This is a genomic window from Burkholderia sp. SCN-KJ, from assembly GCF_024656005.1.
Classification (GTDB): domain Bacteria; phylum Pseudomonadota; class Gammaproteobacteria; order Burkholderiales; family Burkholderiaceae; genus Burkholderia.
This window is the reverse complement of record NZ_JANKOG010000011.1, coordinates 162,970-178,087: the sequence shown is the minus strand read 5'-3', so window position 1 is coordinate 178,087 and position 15,118 is coordinate 162,970. Positions and strand designations below refer to the sequence as shown.

Sequence of the window (15,118 nt, the reverse complement as noted above, 5' to 3'; positions counted from 1 at the left end):
CAAATGCGTTGTGCTTCATTGCACGTGGCGCGCGGGCAGTCTCGCGCGTCAGCGTTTCAGTTCGGCGACGAAGTCGTAATAGTCGTCGCGGCAATACGTTTCGGTCACTTCGATCGCGCGCTGGTCGACGCCGTAGCCGATGCGCGTGATCACGAGCAGGGCCGAGCCCGGCTTCACCGCCATCCACTTCGCGATGTCGTGCGTCGCGTTCGACGCGCGAAAGTGCTGCAGCGCGCGCACGACGGTCATCCCGCGGGCGTCGAGGTATTCGTACAGCGACGCGCCGAGTGCCTGCGGATCCGGCACCGCCGCGGCCGGCAGCGTCGAATGCTCGACGGCCATCACGATGCCGTCCGCGCGGCGCAACCGCTCCAGCCGCGCGACCGTCGCGCCCGGCGCGAGGCCGAGACGCGTGATCTCGTCGCGGCGCGCGGCGCGCAGCGTGCGCGACAGCCACACCGAATCGGGCACGAAACCGCGCTGCTGCATCTTCGCGGTGAAGCCGACGAGACGCGACAGCGGATCGGCGACGCGCGGCGTGATGAAGCTGCCCGCTCCGCGCACCCGCTTGATCAGCCCCTGCTCCACCAGCAGCGCGAGCGCACGGCGCGCCGTGATCCGCGACACGCCGACCGACCCCGACAGCAGCCGCTCCGACGGCAGCGCCTCGCCGGCGCGCCACGCGCCGGCGTGAATCGCGCGCGCCAGGTTGCGGGCGAGCTGCAGATACAGCGGCGTGTCGTCGAGAGGATCGGGCGCCAGTTCGGACCAGCCGGTTTCCATGTGCCTCCGGGTGTCGGACGACGATCTCGGACCGTCGAAAGTGAACGCATTATATAACCACCATAATACCAGTCAACGAACTGGTATTAGAGAGGTGAAAATCGCCGGAAGCCTTGCCAGGCAAGCGGTTTAGTAGCGGGAAAGCCTTTGTTTACAATGTGATGCGAGATAGGTATTTACCCGGATTGGTATGCAAGGGGACAGTTGCGGTGCCGGATTTGCCGGATTTGGAGAGCTGGAATCGATACCTATATAGAACCAGTTCGGTCGACTGGTATGCATCCGGCGGCAGCGGGCGGCGTGCCGGCGCGCCGCGTCAGTGGAACTCGCGGCTCGACGTGCGCAGGCCGCCGAGCAGCGGCGTCAGGTCCTCGAAATGCTGCGCGACGAGGTGCCGCACGTCGCTGACGACCTGCCACACGCCCGACGCCGCGAGCAGCCGCGAATCGAGCGTTTCGCGGCGCTGCCGCGCGAGCAGTTCGGGCCTCACGATCACGTTCACGCAGCCCGTCTCGTCCTCGAGCGTCATGAACATCACGCCCTTCGCGGTGCCCGGCATCTGCCGCGCGATCACGAGCCCGCACGCGCGCGCGAGCCGGCCGTCGGGACGGTCGCGCAACTCGGCCGCGGACGACAGCCGCTGCGCGCGCAACGCGGGCCGCAGCAGCGCGACCGGGTGGCGGTTCAGCGTGAGGCCCGTGGTGTGATAGTCGGCGAGGATGTCGTCGGCTTCCGACGGCGCGCCGAGCACGGGCTGCTCCGTTTCGTCGATCGGCGCGGCGGCGAGCAGGTCGCGTTCGGGGGCTGCGGCGACGGCTTGCCATAATGCATCGCGGCGATGGCCGGCGAGCGTCGCGAGCGCGTTCGCGGCGGCGAGCGCTTCGAGATCGCGCCGTTCGAGCTGCGCGCGGCGCGCGAGCGCGTCGACGTTCTCGAACGGGCCGGCCGCGCGCGCGGCCTCGATGCGCCGCGCGGCGGCCTCGCCGAGACCGCGCACGAGCGACAGGCCGAGCCGCACCGCGGGCTGGCTCTGCGGCGGCGGCTGGCCGGGCAGCGCTTCGAGCGACGCTTCCCAGCCGCTGCGCGTGACGTCGGCCGGAAACACCTTCACGCCGTGGCGCTTCGCGTCCTGCACGAGCTGCGCGGGCGCGTAGAACCCCATCGGCTGGCTGTTCAGCAGCGACGCGACGAAGATCGCGGGTTCGTGGCATTTGAGCCAGCTGCTCGCGTACGCGAGTTTCGCGAAGCTGGCCGCGTGGCTCTCGGGGAAGCCGTACTCGCCGAAGCCCTTGATCTGCTCGAAGATCTGCTCGGCGAATTCGCGCGTGTAGTTGCGCTCGAGCATGCCGTCGATGATCTTGTCGTGATACTTCTCGAGGTTGCCCTTGCGCTTCCACGCGGCCATCGCGCGGCGCAGCTCGTCGGCCTCGCCGGGCGTGAAGCCCGCCGCGACGATCGCGATCTGCATCACCTGTTCCTGGAAGATCGGCACGCCGAGCGTGCGTTCGAGCACCTGTTCGAGCGCCTCGCTCGGATACGTGACTTCGCCGTCCTCCTCGCCTGCCACGATCCTGCGCCGCTTCAGATACGGATGCACGGCACCGCCCTGGATCGGCCCGGGCCGCACGATCGACACCTGCACGACGAGGTCGTAGTAATTGCGCGGCTTCAGCCGCGGCAGCATCGACATCTGCGCGCGCGATTCGATCTGGAACACGCCGACCGTATCGGCGCGGCAGATCATGTCGTAGGTTGCTTCGTCATCCTGCGGAATGTGCTTCAGCGTGAACGGCTTGCCGTCCTTCTCCAGCCCGCGCCATGCGGTGCGCATGTCGAACGCGCGATGCAGCGCGGATAGCATGCCGAGCGCGAGCACGTCGACCTTCATCAGCCCGAGCGCCTCGAGATCGTCCTTGTCCCACTGGATCACGCGCCGCCCGTCCATCGCCGCGTTCTCGACCGGCACGAGCCGCGTGAGCTTGCCGCGGCTGATCACGAAACCGCCCGAATGCTGCGACAGGTGACGCGGAAAGTTGAGCAAGCGCCCCGCGAGTTCGGCCCATGCGCGAATGATCGGCGTGGCCGGGTCGAGCCCGGTCGTCGCGAATTGCTGCAGCAGGTCGCGGCTGCCGTCGAACCAGCGATGCCCCTTCGCGACGCGGTCGACCAGCATCGGATCGACGCCGAGCGCCTTGCCGGTTTCGCGCAGCACGCCGCGCGGACGATACGTCGAGACGGCCGCCGCGAGCGCGGCGCGATCCTTGCCGTATTTTTCGTAGATATGCTGGATCACCTCTTCCCGGCGCTGATGCTCGAAATCGACGTCGATGTCCGGCGGCTCGCCGCGCTCCTCGCTGATGAAGCGCTCGAACAGCATCGTGCTCTGGTCGGGATCGACCTCGGTGATGCCGAGGCAGTAGCAGACGACCGAGTTCGCGGCCGAGCCGCGGCCCTGGCACAGGATGTTCTGGCTGCGCGCGTATTTGACGATGTCGTAGACGGTCAGGAAGAACGGTTCGTAGCTGAGCCGCGCGATCAGATCGAGTTCATGGCGGATCTGCTTGGCGACCTTCTCCGGAATGCCCTGCGGATAGCGATCGGCCGCTCCTGCGAAGGTTTCCTGTTCCAGATAGCGCGTCGGCGTCAGCCCCTGCGGCACGATCTCGTCGGGATACTCGTAGCGCAGCGAGCCGAGGTCGAAATCGCACGCGTCGAGCATCGCACAGGTCTCCGCGATCTCGTCCGGCGCAAACAGCTTCGCGATCCGCCCGCGCGCACGCAGATGCTGCTCCGCATTCGGCGCGAGCGCATAGCCGCATTCCGACACCGGCATCCCGACGCGGATCGCCGTCATCACGTCCTGCAGCGGCTTGCATGAGCGCCGATGCATCGTCACGTCGCCGAGCGCGACGACAGGTACGCCGCGCCGCTCGCCTGCGTCCCGAATCTCGTCGCGCTGCGGGCCGTCCAGCGCGCGCTGCAACTGCACGAGCCCGAGCCGCGCACGCTCGCCGAAGGTCGCGCGAAACCATGCGACCTGCGCATCGAGTACCTCCGCACGCACCGGATACGCGGGCACGAGAATCGCGAAACAGTCGGGCATGCCGCGCAGATGAGCGAAAGCCTCGGGCGGCCTCGACAACATTCTCGACGTCAGCCGGTAGGTTCCCTTCGGCGCCTCCATCCGCCGCCATGAAATCAGCTCGGACAGGTTGCCGTAGCCCTCGCGGTTCTGCGCCAGCAACACGAGTCCGAACGCACCGGGGCCCGGATCGTGACCCGGTGCGACTTCATCCGGCGTGACGTCGAAATACGAACCGATGACGAGCGGCAGCCCTTGCGCTTTTGCCGCGACATGCATGCGCGGTGCGCCGGCGAGCGAGCATTCGTCGGTGATCGCGATCCCTCGATAGCCGAGTTCCACCGCGCGCTCGACCAGTTCCTCCGCATGCGACGCGCCATGCAGGAACGAGAAGTTCGAGCGGCAGAACAACTCCGCGTAATCGGGCAGCAAACCGAATTCCGCAACCATCGCCGCTCACCCGAACAGGCCGTGCAGGAACCAGTGCGGTTCGGACTCGCTCCCCGACCGCTCCCTGAACACCCAATAGCACGCGCCCTCTTCGTCCTGCGCGACGCAATAATCGCGCGCCACGTGCTGACCGTCGAACCACCCTGCCTCGATCCGTTCGGGCGACGACATCATTCGCAGCGGCGTATGAAATATCGGCCGCTCCCCGCGCATCAACAGCGGCAACGGTTCGGCCAGCAACCACGCGGGACGCGGCGGCGCAGCCGGCAGTCCATCAGCCGGCTTGCCCGCCAGCGCATCGAGCGGCAGCCAGCGGTTCGCGGCCTCGGGCCGATAGTCGGCCACCGGCGCCGCGCGCAGCACGTTATCCGCGCCGAGCCGCGCGACCAGCAGTTCGAACAGCCGCGCGCGCGTCTCGCGCGTGCCGCCCGGCTCGGGGAAGAGATCGTCGGCCGGCGGTGCGACCGATTCGACGCGCGTGGCCTTCAGCCGCACCGCGATCACCGCGGCCGGCAACTCGACGCGCGCGAGCCGCTCGCCGAGCAGCCGCATGAAGTGCGTCTCCTCGCGCACGGGCGCGGCGAACGCGAGTTCGAGCGGCGTCGGCGGCACGGCCTGGCGGCCGCGCTCGTGCTCGAGATCGAACGTCATCGCGGCCAGCGACAGCTGCCGCGCGGCCAGCCACCCGCAGAGCTGCACGACGAGCCGCCGCGCGGCGAACAGCACGGCTTCCGCGTATTCGACGCGCTCCGGCAATTCGAGCCGCACGTCGAACACGGGCGGCACCGCCATCCACGCGAGCGGCTCGACCGCATCGCCGTACGCACGATCGAGCGCGGCCAGCAGCGCGGGACCGCAGCGCCGCTGCAGCCCCGCGCGCGGCAGGCGGCGCAGATCGGCGAGCGTGCGGCAGCCGAGGCCGTCGAACCAGCCCGCATACGGGCGCGCATCGGGCAGCAGCACGCACGGCAAACGATCGAGCGTACGAACGAGCGAAGCCGGCCCGGCCACGCGGCGCCGGCTGCGCGCACGCGCCGACGTGCGCGCGAGCAGCCACGCGCCGCGCCCGGTCGGCGCGGCGGACAGGCGCGCCGCATAGCCGAGCGCCGCGAGCGTCGCGCGCACCTGGCGGCACAGCGACGGCAGGCCGCCGAACAGGCGCAGGCTCGGGCCGACGTCGACGAGCAGCGTCGCTTCGTCGTCGAGCGCGACGCACGGCGAGAAGCGCAGCAACGCGAGCGCGACCGCGCGCAGCGCATCGGCCTCGCGGGCGGGATCGCGTTCGACGAGCCGAGTGTCGGGCGAAAGCGTCAGCACGCCGCCGCGCTTCATGCCCGCGCGCACGCCCTGCCGGCGCGCCGGCGCATCGGCAATCAGCACGACACCCTGTTCGAGCACCGCGCAGCCTGCGTCGTCTGCCGCGCCGTTTGCGCCGTCCGCCGCGCCGTCAGACGGCGGCGGGGCGCACACGTCGAGCGGCAGGCGCGGCAGATGGATGCCGAGCAAGACGCGCATAGCGGCTCTCCACGATGGGCGACGGCAAATCGAGCGCGAGCGGCTCGCCGCGCGCGGGCCCGCGACGCTTGACGATGTCGAGCGACACACCGCCTGGCACCGGATGCAGCGCGACGCGCAGCACGGCCGGCGACGGCTGTTTGGCCGCCGACAGCGGGCGCAGCATCACGAACAGCGTGTCGCCGGTGCGCGCGGCCGCGAGATGCAGGCGGCGCAGCGCATCGGGCCGCGCGTCCTGCCAGAGCAGCAGCGCACCGCAGCAGCCGGTCCTGAGCGCCTGCTCGGCGGCCCACAACGCATCGGTGCGGCTGCCGGCGCGCAGCCACAGCAGCGCGTCGGCCGGCACACCGAGCGCGGCCAGCGCGGTCGCATGCGGCGACTGCGGCGGCGCGACGAGCGCGAGCGGACGCCGCGCGCTGACGGTGCGCGCGAGTGCCGGCGCGAGCAGCCGCATCTCGCCGCAGCCCGGCTGCGCGGCCAGCAGTTCGACGAGCCCGCCGACCGGCCAGCCGCCGCCCGGCAGCTCGGCGGACAGCGACGCGAAACCCGTGTCGATCGTGCGCGAACCGCCGCGCGCGAGCTGCGAGCCGCGCCAGAGGGATGGATGAAGGGATTCGGGAGAAATGGAGGATGCGAGCATGACGCCACCCACAACTGTATGGATATACAGTATATGGCAATGCGTTCATGTCGCACAGTACTAGTACGAAACCGGCTTTTTCATCAGATGAAAAGCGCGGGAAAAGCCGGCGCTCCCGTCATGTGACGGCGCGCCGCCCCGGGCGTGGCTGGCGCGTGTCGCCCGCTTCCACCGCGCGACCCGACGGGGCGGAACGACCGCCCGCGGCAACCCGGCTCCGAAGCGACGCCGGCGCGCCGCTCCCGGCGCAACGCGTCAGCCGCCTTGCCGCTTTACGTTATGCTGTCCGCCGACCCGATCCACACCATCGGAGGGCCTATGAAACGGGGGATCCGTGCGATCGCATGCGCGGCCGTCGCGCTGGCGCTGCCGGGTGCGGCATTCGCGCTGACCGACGGCTACGCGCAATACGACGACTGCATGCTGGGCGCGCTGCGCGAGAGCCGCAGCGGCGTGGCCGCGCAGCTGATCCAGCGCTCGTGCGACGCGCTGTACCGCAACAACGCGATGCTGCTGCCGCGCGAGCGGCGCTTCCACGAGTGCATCGTGCAGTCGCTGCCGGGCGTGCGCGACAACTACGCGATCCAGCAGATCATGGCGATCTGCTCGCGGCGCGGCGAGATGTGAGCCCGCGCTGAACGCCGCGCGCCGCGCAATGGTCTGCCGGCCGCACCAACGAAAAAGGCCTGCGCGATGCAGGCCTCTTCGTTTCAACGGTCCGACCGGTGTGCGGTGTTCAGAACGACGCAACCATCGAGCCCTTGAACTGCTTCTTGATGAATTCCCGCACTTCCGCCGACTGGTACGCCTTGACCAGCTTCTTCACCCACGGCTGATCCTTGTCCTTCGCGCGCACGGCGATCAGGTTCGCATACGGGCTCGTCAGCGATTCGAGCGCGATCGCGTCCTTGGTCGGCTGCAGGTTCGCGGCGAGCGCGTAGTTCGTGTTGATCACGGCGGCGTCGACGTCCGACAGCACGCGCGGCAGTTGCGCGGCGTCGAGTTCGGAGATCTTCAGCTTCTTCGGGTTCTCGGCGATGTCGAGCACCGTCGCGTTGTTGCCGCCCGTGCCGGCGCCGGCCTTCAGCTTGATCACGCCTTGCGTCTGCAGCAGCAGCAGCGCGCGGTTCTCGTTCGACGGATCGTTCGGGACCGCGAGCTTCGCGCCTTGCGGCAGGTCCTTCAGCGCCTTGAACTTCTTCGAGTACACGCCGATCGGCGAGATGTAGGTCAGGCCCGCGCTGACGATCTTGTAGCCGCGCTGCTTCACCTGGCTGTCGAGGTAGGGCTGGTGCTGGAAGCTGTTCGCGTCGAGGTCGCCCGAGTCGAGCGCCGCGTTCGGCTGCACGTAGTCGTTGAACTCGATGACCTTCACGTTCAGGCCTTCCTTCTCCTTCGCGACCTTCTGCACGACCTGCCACACTTCCGCATCCGGGCCGGCCACCGTGCCGACCTTGATGACCTTGTCTTCGGCGTGCGCGCCCGCCGACAGCGTCAGCGCGGCACCGGTGGCCAGCACGGAAAATACCTTCAGGAGACTGCGACGCTTCATCTGTTTCTCGCTTTCTTGCTAACTGAAATAGGGCGCGATACGGGTATCCCCGGACTCGCAGGAAGGGGCAAATGGTGTCACAGGATCGGCCGGAAGTGAAATACATCCCGCTCATATGGGTATGCACCGCGGCGGTGCTGGTGGACGATGCGCGACGACGGCCGGCACGACACGGAACGGCCGCTGTGCTAAAAAGACCGGCCGACCGGCACACCACGCGCCGGCGACAATTCCAGGGCCATCCATGTACGTCATCGACATCCACTACAACGCATCGCTCGAGCGCATCGACGATGCACTCGAACGCCACCGTGCGTATCTGCAGCCGCTGTTCGAGCGCGGCATCTTCATCGCGGCGGGGCCGAAGGTGCCGCGCGAAGGCGGCGTGATCCTCGCGGCCCGCATCGACCGCGACGAACTGGACGCGATCCTCGAGACCGATCCGTTCGTGACCGAAGGGCTCGCGACCTATCGCGTGACGGAATTCCGGATCACGCGTGCCGCGCAAGGCTTCAACGTGCCGGCGCTGCCGTAACGCGCGCAAGCGCGTCAGCGCACGAATGTTCATACGCAGCCGCTCCGCGAGGCGGCGCATGCAGATCGAGGGGAAGAAGGAGGAATGCGTGACGGCGCGTCGCGGCCGTCACGCGTAGCGCCGGGCGAGCGCCCGGGCGAACCTGCGGCGTACGCCGTTCAGTCGACCAGCAGCTTCAGGTCGTGGACCCACGGGCCGGGGCCCTGGCCGTCGCGCACGAACAGGCGCAGCTTGCCGTCGCGATCGAACACGTAGCTCGCGGCGGTGTGATCCATCGTGTAGCTGCCGGGCGTCTTGCCGGGCACCTTCGCGTAGTACACGCGGAAATCCTTTGTAACCTTCTTGAGCGCCGCCTCGTCGGCCGGCCGCAGCCCGATGAACGACGGATCGAACGCGGGCACGTACTGGCCGAGCAGCGCGGGCGTGTCGCGCTCCGGATCGATGGTGACGAACAGCACCTGCACACGCTTCGCGGCATCGGGGCCGAGCTGCTTCAGCGCTTCGGACAGTTCGGCCATCGTCGTCGGGCATACGTCCGGGCAGTGCGTATAGCCGAAGAACACCACGACCGCCCGGCCCTTGAAGTCGCCGAGCGTGCGCACCTTGCCCGCCGTATCCGGCAGCGAGAAATCGCTGCCGAACTGCGTGTTGCCGGTGATGTCGAGATTCTGGAATTTCGGCGCGTTGTCGCAGCCGGCGAGCAGCGTGGCTGCCGCGAATGCGCACGCGAGCATCCAGCCTTGGCGCGCGCGGCGCCCGAACCATGAATGGAGCATTGCGTTCAAACCGTGCGGTTACACGCCGAGCAGCGGGCGCGCATAGTGATCGACGAGCAGCGCGGCGAACAGCAGCGACAGGTAGACGATCGAGTAACGGAAAGCCTTGCGGGCGAGTTCGTCCGAATAGTCGCGATGGATCTTCCACGCATACGCGAGGAACACCGCGCCGAGCAGCACCGCGCTCACCAGGTAGACGGCGCCGCTCATCCCGGAGATGAACGGCATCAGCGTGACCGCGAACAGGATCACCGTGTACAGCAGGATGTGCAGCCGCGTGAACTTCTCGCCGTGCGTGACGGGCAGCATCGGCAGGCCCGCGTTTTCGTAGTCCTTGCGGCGATAGAGCGCCAGCACCCAGAAATGCGGCGGCGTCCACACGAAGATGATCAGCACGAGGATCCACGCGTCGCCAGGCACCGCGCCGGTGACCGCGGCCCAGCCGAGCGCCGGCGGCATCGCGCCCGATGCGCCGCCGATCACGATGTTCTGCGGCGTCATCGGCTTGAGCAGCAGCGTGTAGATCACCGCGTAGCCGACGAACGTCGCGATCGTCAGCCACATCGTCAGCGGGTTCGTGAAGGTATAGAGCGTCCATGCGCCGACGCTGCCCAGCACGGCCGAGAACAGCAGGATCTGCGGCGTCGTGATCTCGCCGCGCGCGGACGGACGCCACGCGGTACGGCGCATCATCGCGTCGATCTTCTGCTCGACGAGGCAGTTGATCGCGAACGCGGCGCCGGCCAGCAGCCAGATGCCGACCGTGCCGCCGATCAGCACATGCCACGGCACCATGCCCGGCGTCGCGAGAAACATGCCGATCACCGCACAGAACACCGCGAGCTGCGTGACACGCGGCTTCGTCAGCGCCATGTACTGCGAGAACCGGCTACCGGGCGATTGGGAAAGGGTGCTTTGCATGGGGACGGTCACGCCGGGGCGGCGTCGCGCGCGGGCTGCACGACACGGCCGGGGCGGCTTGAAAGGATGCGAAAGTTTAACATGACGACGAGCAGCAGCAGGATCGCGGCGCCGCCGTTGTGCGCGACGGCGACCGGCAGCGGCCACTGCAGCACGATGTTGGTCAGGCCCGTCAGGAACTGCAGCAGAACCACCAGCAGCACGCCGTTCGCGGGCCGACGCAGCGACTCGAAGCGGCGCATCCTCAGCGCGAACGCGACCAGGTACGCGACGACGACGAACGCGAACGTGCGGTGGGTCCAGTGGATCGCGACCAGCGCATCCTGCGTGATCGCGTCGCCGTCCTTCGTCATGCCGAGCGCGCGCCACAGATGGAAGCCCTGGCCGAAGTTCATCGGCGGCATCCACTGACCGTTGCAGGTCGGGAAGTCGGTACACGCGAGCACCGCGTAGTTGGTGCTCACCCAGCCGCCGAGCGCGATCTGCACGACCAGCAGCACCAGCGCAGCGAGCGCGGCCGCGCGGTAGCGGCCGGCCTCCGGGTCATGCGACGGCAGCGGCGTCTGCCGCGCCGCGAGCCAGCCGAGCGTGCCGAGCAGCATGAGGCCGAGCAGCAGGTGGGTCGTGACGATCACCGGCTGCAGCTTCATCGTGACCGTCCACGCGCCGAACACGCCCTGCACGACGATCAGCAGCAAGAGGCTCGTCGGCCACCACGGCGACACGTGCAGCGGGCGGCGGCGCAGCCGCGCGGACCAGGCGATCACGACCTGCGCGATGATCAGCACGCCGATCGCCATCGCGAAATAGCGGTGGATCATCTCGATCCACGCCTTCGTCATGCTGACGGGGCCGGTCGGCATCGCCTGGTGCGCGGCCGTGATCGCGGCGTGCGCGATGAACGGCGACGACGTGCCGTAGCAGCCAGGCCAGTCGGGGCAGCCGAGGCCCGAATCGGTCAGCCGCGTGAAGCCGCCGAACATCACCAGGTCGAGGGTCAGGAACGTGGTGATCCACACCAGCTTGCGGAACTTGTCGTCATCGGCCTTCACCCACACGTACGACAGCGGCAGCAGCGCGATGCAGAGGCCGATCAGGCCGAGTTGCAGTAGATACGACATCGAATGGTTGCCTCGTCGTCTCGCCTTAGCCGATGCTCGACCACTTCAGCAGCTTGGTCACGTCCGACTTGATCTTGCTGGGATTCGGGTCTTTCGGAAAACGCATCATCAGGTTACCGTTCGGATCGACCATGTAGAGGTGGTCGCTGTCCTTCGTGCCGGCGTCGGCCGGCAGCCATGCAGCCACCGCGGCCGGATCGGCGACCAGCCGGCGCGTGTCCGGATAGGCTTCCAGAACCTTCTGCGGAATCGCGTCCGCATCGCTGCGCAGCCACACCATCGTGATCCGGTGCCGCTCGCCCGCCTGCGTGACGCGGATCTGGCGCATGAAGTAGAGCTTTTGCGCGCATGCATCGTCGCACGCGCTGCGGTCGGTCATCACGAACAGCCACACGCCGCGCAGCGACGACAGCGGCACCGTCTTGCCGGTTTCGTCGATGACCTGCAGGTCGGCCGGGATCGGCCGCTGCGGCTCGATCAGCGTGCCGTAGTTGGTCGAGCCGCCCTTCGGCTTGATCACGTAATAGGTGAAGTACGACGCGATGATCGGCGCCGCGCACACGAGACCCAGCAGCACGAGCATCCAGCGGCCGCGCTTGCGGGCCGCGGGCGAGATCGGCGCAGCGGCCGGACCCTGACGGGAAGATTGCATGGACAAATCAGACCTCTCGAAACGAACCCGCGGCGCGTGCGCCGCGTCCTGCCATGGCGCTCACGCGCCGGCCGACTTCTTCGCCGCACGCCGCGCGGCGTACAGGCCGAAGCCGAGCGCGACCGCCGCCATGGCCCACCACTGAAACATGTAACCGTAATTGCGCTCGACGCCGGTCGTCGCCGCCGGCCAGTCGCGCACGAGCTTGTCGCCGTCGTCGCTCGTCTGCTGGATCACGAACGGCTGCAGCGGCAGCCCCGTTTCCTTCGCATACGCGGCGACGTCCAGGTTCTGCCGGATCTTCTGGTGCGCGGCCGAACCGCCTTCGCCGAGCTCGAACGCGCGCGACGCGTCGGCGCGCGCGATGCCTTCGATCTCGATCTCTCCGTCGGGCGTCGGGAACGGCTCGATCGCCGTGCGATCTGCGATGTTGCGCGGCAGCCAGCCGCGGTTCACCAGCACGGCGCCGCCGCCCGAGAGTTTAAACGGCATCACGACGTAAAAACCCGGCTGGTCGTTATACGGCCGATTGTCGAGGAACACCGCCTGCTCCGGCAGGAAGCGGCCCTTCGCCCGCACGCGGTGGAACTCGATCGACGCGAGCGGAATCGGCTGCGCGCCGACGTCGACCGGCGCCGCATGCTCGTAACGCACGACGTTCGCCTGCAGCGCTTCCTTCTGGTGCGCGCGGTCGCGCTGCCAGAACCCGAGGCGAATCGTGACCGCGACGACGACGAGAATCAGCAGCGCAGGCAGCCAGCGGATCTTCATCGGGCCACCCGCGAGGCACATTCGCGAAAGCGAAGTGCGATAATTATCCTCTTCCTTTCGAATTGCCGTCGTCCGGTTCGTGTCATGCACATCCTCGTTCCCATCGCCTTCGTCCTCATCGTCGCCAGCATGGGCTCGGCGCTCTACTTCATGATGCAAGACCGCGGCCATACGAAACGCATGGTGTGGTCGCTTGCCACCCGCGTCGGGCTGTCGGTCTCGCTGTTCCTGTTCATCCTGTTCGCGAACTGGATGGGCTGGATCCATTCGACCGGCCTGCCGATCGGGCGTTGATGCCTTCACCGCGCCGGCCGCTGCAATCGCTGTGACATTTCGCCGCACAGCGGCGCTACCAAGCAAAAGCGCCGCCTGACTGAGTCGCGGCGGCGCGGGATTGGCGTCGAGCGCAAGCAGCCGGCCGCTGCCCCGTCCCCGCCAATGAAAACGGCCCGCGCATCGCTGCGCGGGCCGTTGTTGCATTTACAGCCAGTAGACGACGACGTACAGGCCGAGCCAGACGACGTCGACGAAGTGCCAGTACCACGCGGCGCCTTCGAATGCGAAGTGGTGATCCGGCTTGAAGTGGCCGCGGATCATCCGCACCAGCACCACCGCGAGCATCGTGCCGCCGAGGAACACGTGGAAGCCGTGGAAGCCCGTCAGCAGGAAGAACGTCGAGCCGTACACGCCCGAGTTCAGCGTCAGGTTCAGTTCGTTGTACGCGTGGTAGTACTCGAAGCCCTGCGTGAACAGGAAGCAGACGCCGAGCACGAGCGTCGCGGCCAGCCACGCGATCGCCTTGTTGCGATGATTGTCGCGCAGCGCGTGGTGCGACACCGTCAGCGTCGCGCCCGACGACAGCAGCAGCGCCGTGTTCAGCGTCGGGATCGGCCACGGGCCCATCGTCTTGAAGTGACCGGCGAGCGCGGCCGGGCCTTCGTTCGGCCACACGGCGGAGAAATCCGGCCAGATCAGCTTGTAGTCGAGGCTGCCGAGCTGGTGCAGCGCGATTTCACGCGCGTAGAACAGCGCGCCGAAGAATGCGCCGAAGAACATGACTTCGGAGAAGATGAACCAGCTCATGCTCCAGCGGTACGACTTGTCGACGTTCTTGCCGTAATGACCGCCTTCCGACTCGGCGATCGAATCGCCGAACCAGTGGTACAGCGTGAAGAGCAACCACAGCAGGCCAAGCAGCGCCGTGTACGGAGCCCAGTCGTGACCGTTGATCCACAGCGCCACCGACGCGAGCATGACCAGCAGGCCGCAGGCCGCGCTGATCGGATGCTGCGACGGATGCGGCACGAAATAGTACGGGGTCTGGTTTTGACCGCTCATGCTTGATTCTCCACTTCAGTCCAATTTGTGTACCGGAAACCGCTCCGGCTTTATTTCTTGCACGGCGCGACCGCCGCCGCTCTTTCCCGCACGCAGCGCCCGGGCGCTACGCACTGCATTCTTTCGTGGCCGCGAGCCTCAGCCCACGACCGCACGCACGATCAGGATCAGCACGCCGATGAACACACCGGCCGCGATCAACGCGACGATCAGCACGTGCAGCGGATTGAGCTGCGTCGCGTCGGCCTCCAGGTCGCGCCGCTTGCGCACCCCGAAGAACGACCACAACACCGCTCGCAACGCCTGGCCGAACGACCCGCTCCGCTTGGTCTCTGTCACTGCCCCGTCTCCGTCGTCATGCGTCCGGCTTCGCGTCGCCCTGCGCCGCCGTCTTGCGCGGTGCCGGCGCCGGCGCGGCCGGCGTGTTCAGCTCGAAGAACGTGTACGACAGCGTGATCGTCTTCACGTCCTTCGGCAGCTTCGGATCGATCACGAACACCACCTGCATCTTGCGCGACTCGTTCGCAGCCAGCGTCTGCTGCGTGAAGCAAAAACACTCGATCTTCTTGAAGAACTCCGTCGCCTGCTTCGGCGCGTAGCTCGGAATCGCCTGCGCCACCACCGGCCTGCCCTGCCCGTTGGTCACGTCGTACACGATCGTCGTCAGTTCGCCCGGATGCACGTCGAGGCTGTTGCGCTCCGGCTTGAAACCGAGCGGGCCGCGCGCATTCGCATCGAACTCGACCGACACCGTGCGGCTCATGTCGACCTGCGAGTTCTTCACCTCGCGTTCGCTGACATCGCGCTGCACCAGGTTGTTGATGCCGGTGATCTGGCAGATCGCGCGATACATCGGAATCAGCGCGAAGCCGAAGCCGAACATCAGTCCGGCCACGACGAAGAGCTTCACCAGCATCGAACGATTGAATGCGCGATCGACGGCGCCCTCTTCCGGCTTCGACATACGACGACTTCCTCGCTA

At 67.7% G+C, this 15,118-nt stretch carries 16 protein-coding genes; 3 read left to right on the top strand and 13 right to left on the bottom strand.

Annotated elements, in window-relative coordinates; genetic code table 11:
- Positions 1 to 48: 48 nt before the first annotated feature.
- From NQV17_RS19965 to imuA, 4 genes are all read right to left on the bottom strand, one after another.
- A complete protein-coding gene (locus tag NQV17_RS19965) occupies positions 49 to 783 on the bottom strand; it encodes a GntR family transcriptional regulator (RefSeq protein ID WP_124486523.1) in 735 nt (244 codons plus the stop codon).
- Positions 784 to 1,099: 316 nt separating this feature from the next.
- The gene (locus NQV17_RS19960; RefSeq protein WP_257773570.1) at positions 1,100 to 4,315 is read right to left on the bottom strand and encodes an error-prone DNA polymerase; all 3,216 of its coding nucleotides are present in this window, start codon (positions 4,313 to 4,315) and stop codon (positions 1,100 to 1,102) included.
- A 6-nt stretch (positions 4,316 to 4,321) separates the two neighbouring features.
- Complete coding sequence (locus NQV17_RS19955) at positions 4,322 to 5,830, bottom strand: DNA polymerase Y family protein (protein WP_257773569.1); 1,509 nt, start codon at positions 5,828 to 5,830, stop codon at positions 4,322 to 4,324.
- Entirely contained in the window at positions 5,763 to 6,470 is a 708-nt protein-coding gene (gene imuA, locus NQV17_RS19950; RefSeq protein ID WP_257773568.1) for a translesion DNA synthesis-associated protein ImuA, read from the bottom strand. The genes NQV17_RS19955 and imuA overlap by 68 nt, the downstream gene beginning before the upstream one ends.
- A gap of 318 nt (positions 6,471 to 6,788) precedes the next feature.
- Here imuA and NQV17_RS19945 point away from each other — a divergent pair, with 318 nt between their 5' ends.
- A complete protein-coding gene (locus tag NQV17_RS19945) occupies positions 6,789 to 7,097 on the top strand; it encodes a VF_A0006 family four-cysteine protein (protein ID WP_257773567.1) in 309 nt (102 codons plus the stop codon).
- A 109-nt stretch (positions 7,098 to 7,206) separates the two neighbouring features.
- Here the strand turns inward: NQV17_RS19945 and NQV17_RS19940 are convergent, their stop codons facing one another.
- A complete protein-coding gene (locus NQV17_RS19940; RefSeq protein WP_257773566.1) occupies positions 7,207 to 8,022 on the bottom strand; it encodes a MetQ/NlpA family ABC transporter substrate-binding protein in 816 nt (271 codons plus the stop codon).
- A 244-nt stretch (positions 8,023 to 8,266) separates the two neighbouring features.
- Here NQV17_RS19940 and NQV17_RS19935 point away from each other — a divergent pair, with 244 nt between their 5' ends.
- Positions 8,267 to 8,557 (top strand): YciI family protein, encoded by a 291-nt coding sequence (locus tag NQV17_RS19935; RefSeq protein ID WP_044848209.1) that lies wholly within the window; start codon positions 8,267 to 8,269, stop codon positions 8,555 to 8,557.
- Between the two features lie 158 nt (positions 8,558 to 8,715).
- On the opposite strand, the gene NQV17_RS19930 is transcribed toward NQV17_RS19935, so the two are convergent.
- From NQV17_RS19930 to NQV17_RS19910, 5 genes are read right to left on the bottom strand one after another with little or no spacing between them, the layout of a single operon-like run.
- Entirely contained in the window at positions 8,716 to 9,333 is a 618-nt protein-coding gene (locus tag NQV17_RS19930; protein WP_044848210.1) for an SCO family protein, read from the bottom strand.
- Between the two features lie 18 nt (positions 9,334 to 9,351).
- On the bottom strand, positions 9,352 to 10,254 hold the full coding sequence (gene cyoE / locus NQV17_RS19925) for a heme o synthase (RefSeq protein WP_257773565.1): 903 nt from the start codon (positions 10,252 to 10,254) through the stop codon (positions 9,352 to 9,354).
- A gap of 8 nt (positions 10,255 to 10,262) precedes the next feature.
- The gene (locus NQV17_RS19920) at positions 10,263 to 11,375 is read right to left on the bottom strand and encodes a heme A synthase (RefSeq protein ID WP_257773564.1); all 1,113 of its coding nucleotides are present in this window, start codon (positions 11,373 to 11,375) and stop codon (positions 10,263 to 10,265) included.
- A 25-nt stretch (positions 11,376 to 11,400) separates the two neighbouring features.
- Positions 11,401 to 12,027, bottom strand: a complete 627-nt coding sequence (locus NQV17_RS19915) for a cytochrome C oxidase subunit I (protein WP_257773563.1) — start codon at positions 12,025 to 12,027, stop codon at positions 11,401 to 11,403.
- A 60-nt stretch (positions 12,028 to 12,087) separates the two neighbouring features.
- Positions 12,088 to 12,798 (bottom strand): SURF1 family protein, encoded by a 711-nt coding sequence (locus NQV17_RS19910; RefSeq protein ID WP_257773562.1) that lies wholly within the window; start codon positions 12,796 to 12,798, stop codon positions 12,088 to 12,090.
- A gap of 84 nt (positions 12,799 to 12,882) precedes the next feature.
- Here NQV17_RS19910 and NQV17_RS19905 point away from each other — a divergent pair, with 84 nt between their 5' ends.
- Positions 12,883 to 13,092: a twin transmembrane helix small protein gene (locus NQV17_RS19905; protein ID WP_059599872.1), complete on the top strand. Its 210-nt coding sequence runs from the start codon at positions 12,883 to 12,885 to the stop codon at positions 13,090 to 13,092.
- 186 nt (positions 13,093 to 13,278) lie between these two features.
- Here NQV17_RS19905 and NQV17_RS19900 read toward each other — a convergent pair whose 3' ends face one another.
- The 3 genes from NQV17_RS19900 to NQV17_RS19890 all read right to left on the bottom strand — a co-directional run bounded on the left by NQV17_RS19900 (position 13,279) and on the right by NQV17_RS19890 (position 15,100).
- Positions 13,279 to 14,136 carry a cytochrome c oxidase subunit 3 gene (locus NQV17_RS19900; RefSeq protein ID WP_044848214.1) on the bottom strand — a complete coding sequence of 286 codons (858 nt, stop codon included), beginning with the start codon at positions 14,134 to 14,136 and terminating at the stop codon, positions 13,279 to 13,281.
- A 138-nt stretch (positions 14,137 to 14,274) separates the two neighbouring features.
- Positions 14,275 to 14,475 (bottom strand): DUF2970 domain-containing protein, encoded by a 201-nt coding sequence (locus NQV17_RS19895; RefSeq protein ID WP_006760730.1) that lies wholly within the window; start codon positions 14,473 to 14,475, stop codon positions 14,275 to 14,277.
- 16 nt (positions 14,476 to 14,491) lie between these two features.
- Positions 14,492 to 15,100, bottom strand: a complete 609-nt coding sequence (locus tag NQV17_RS19890; protein WP_044848216.1) for a cytochrome c oxidase assembly protein — start codon at positions 15,098 to 15,100, stop codon at positions 14,492 to 14,494.
- Positions 15,101 to 15,118 lie beyond the last annotated feature (18 nt).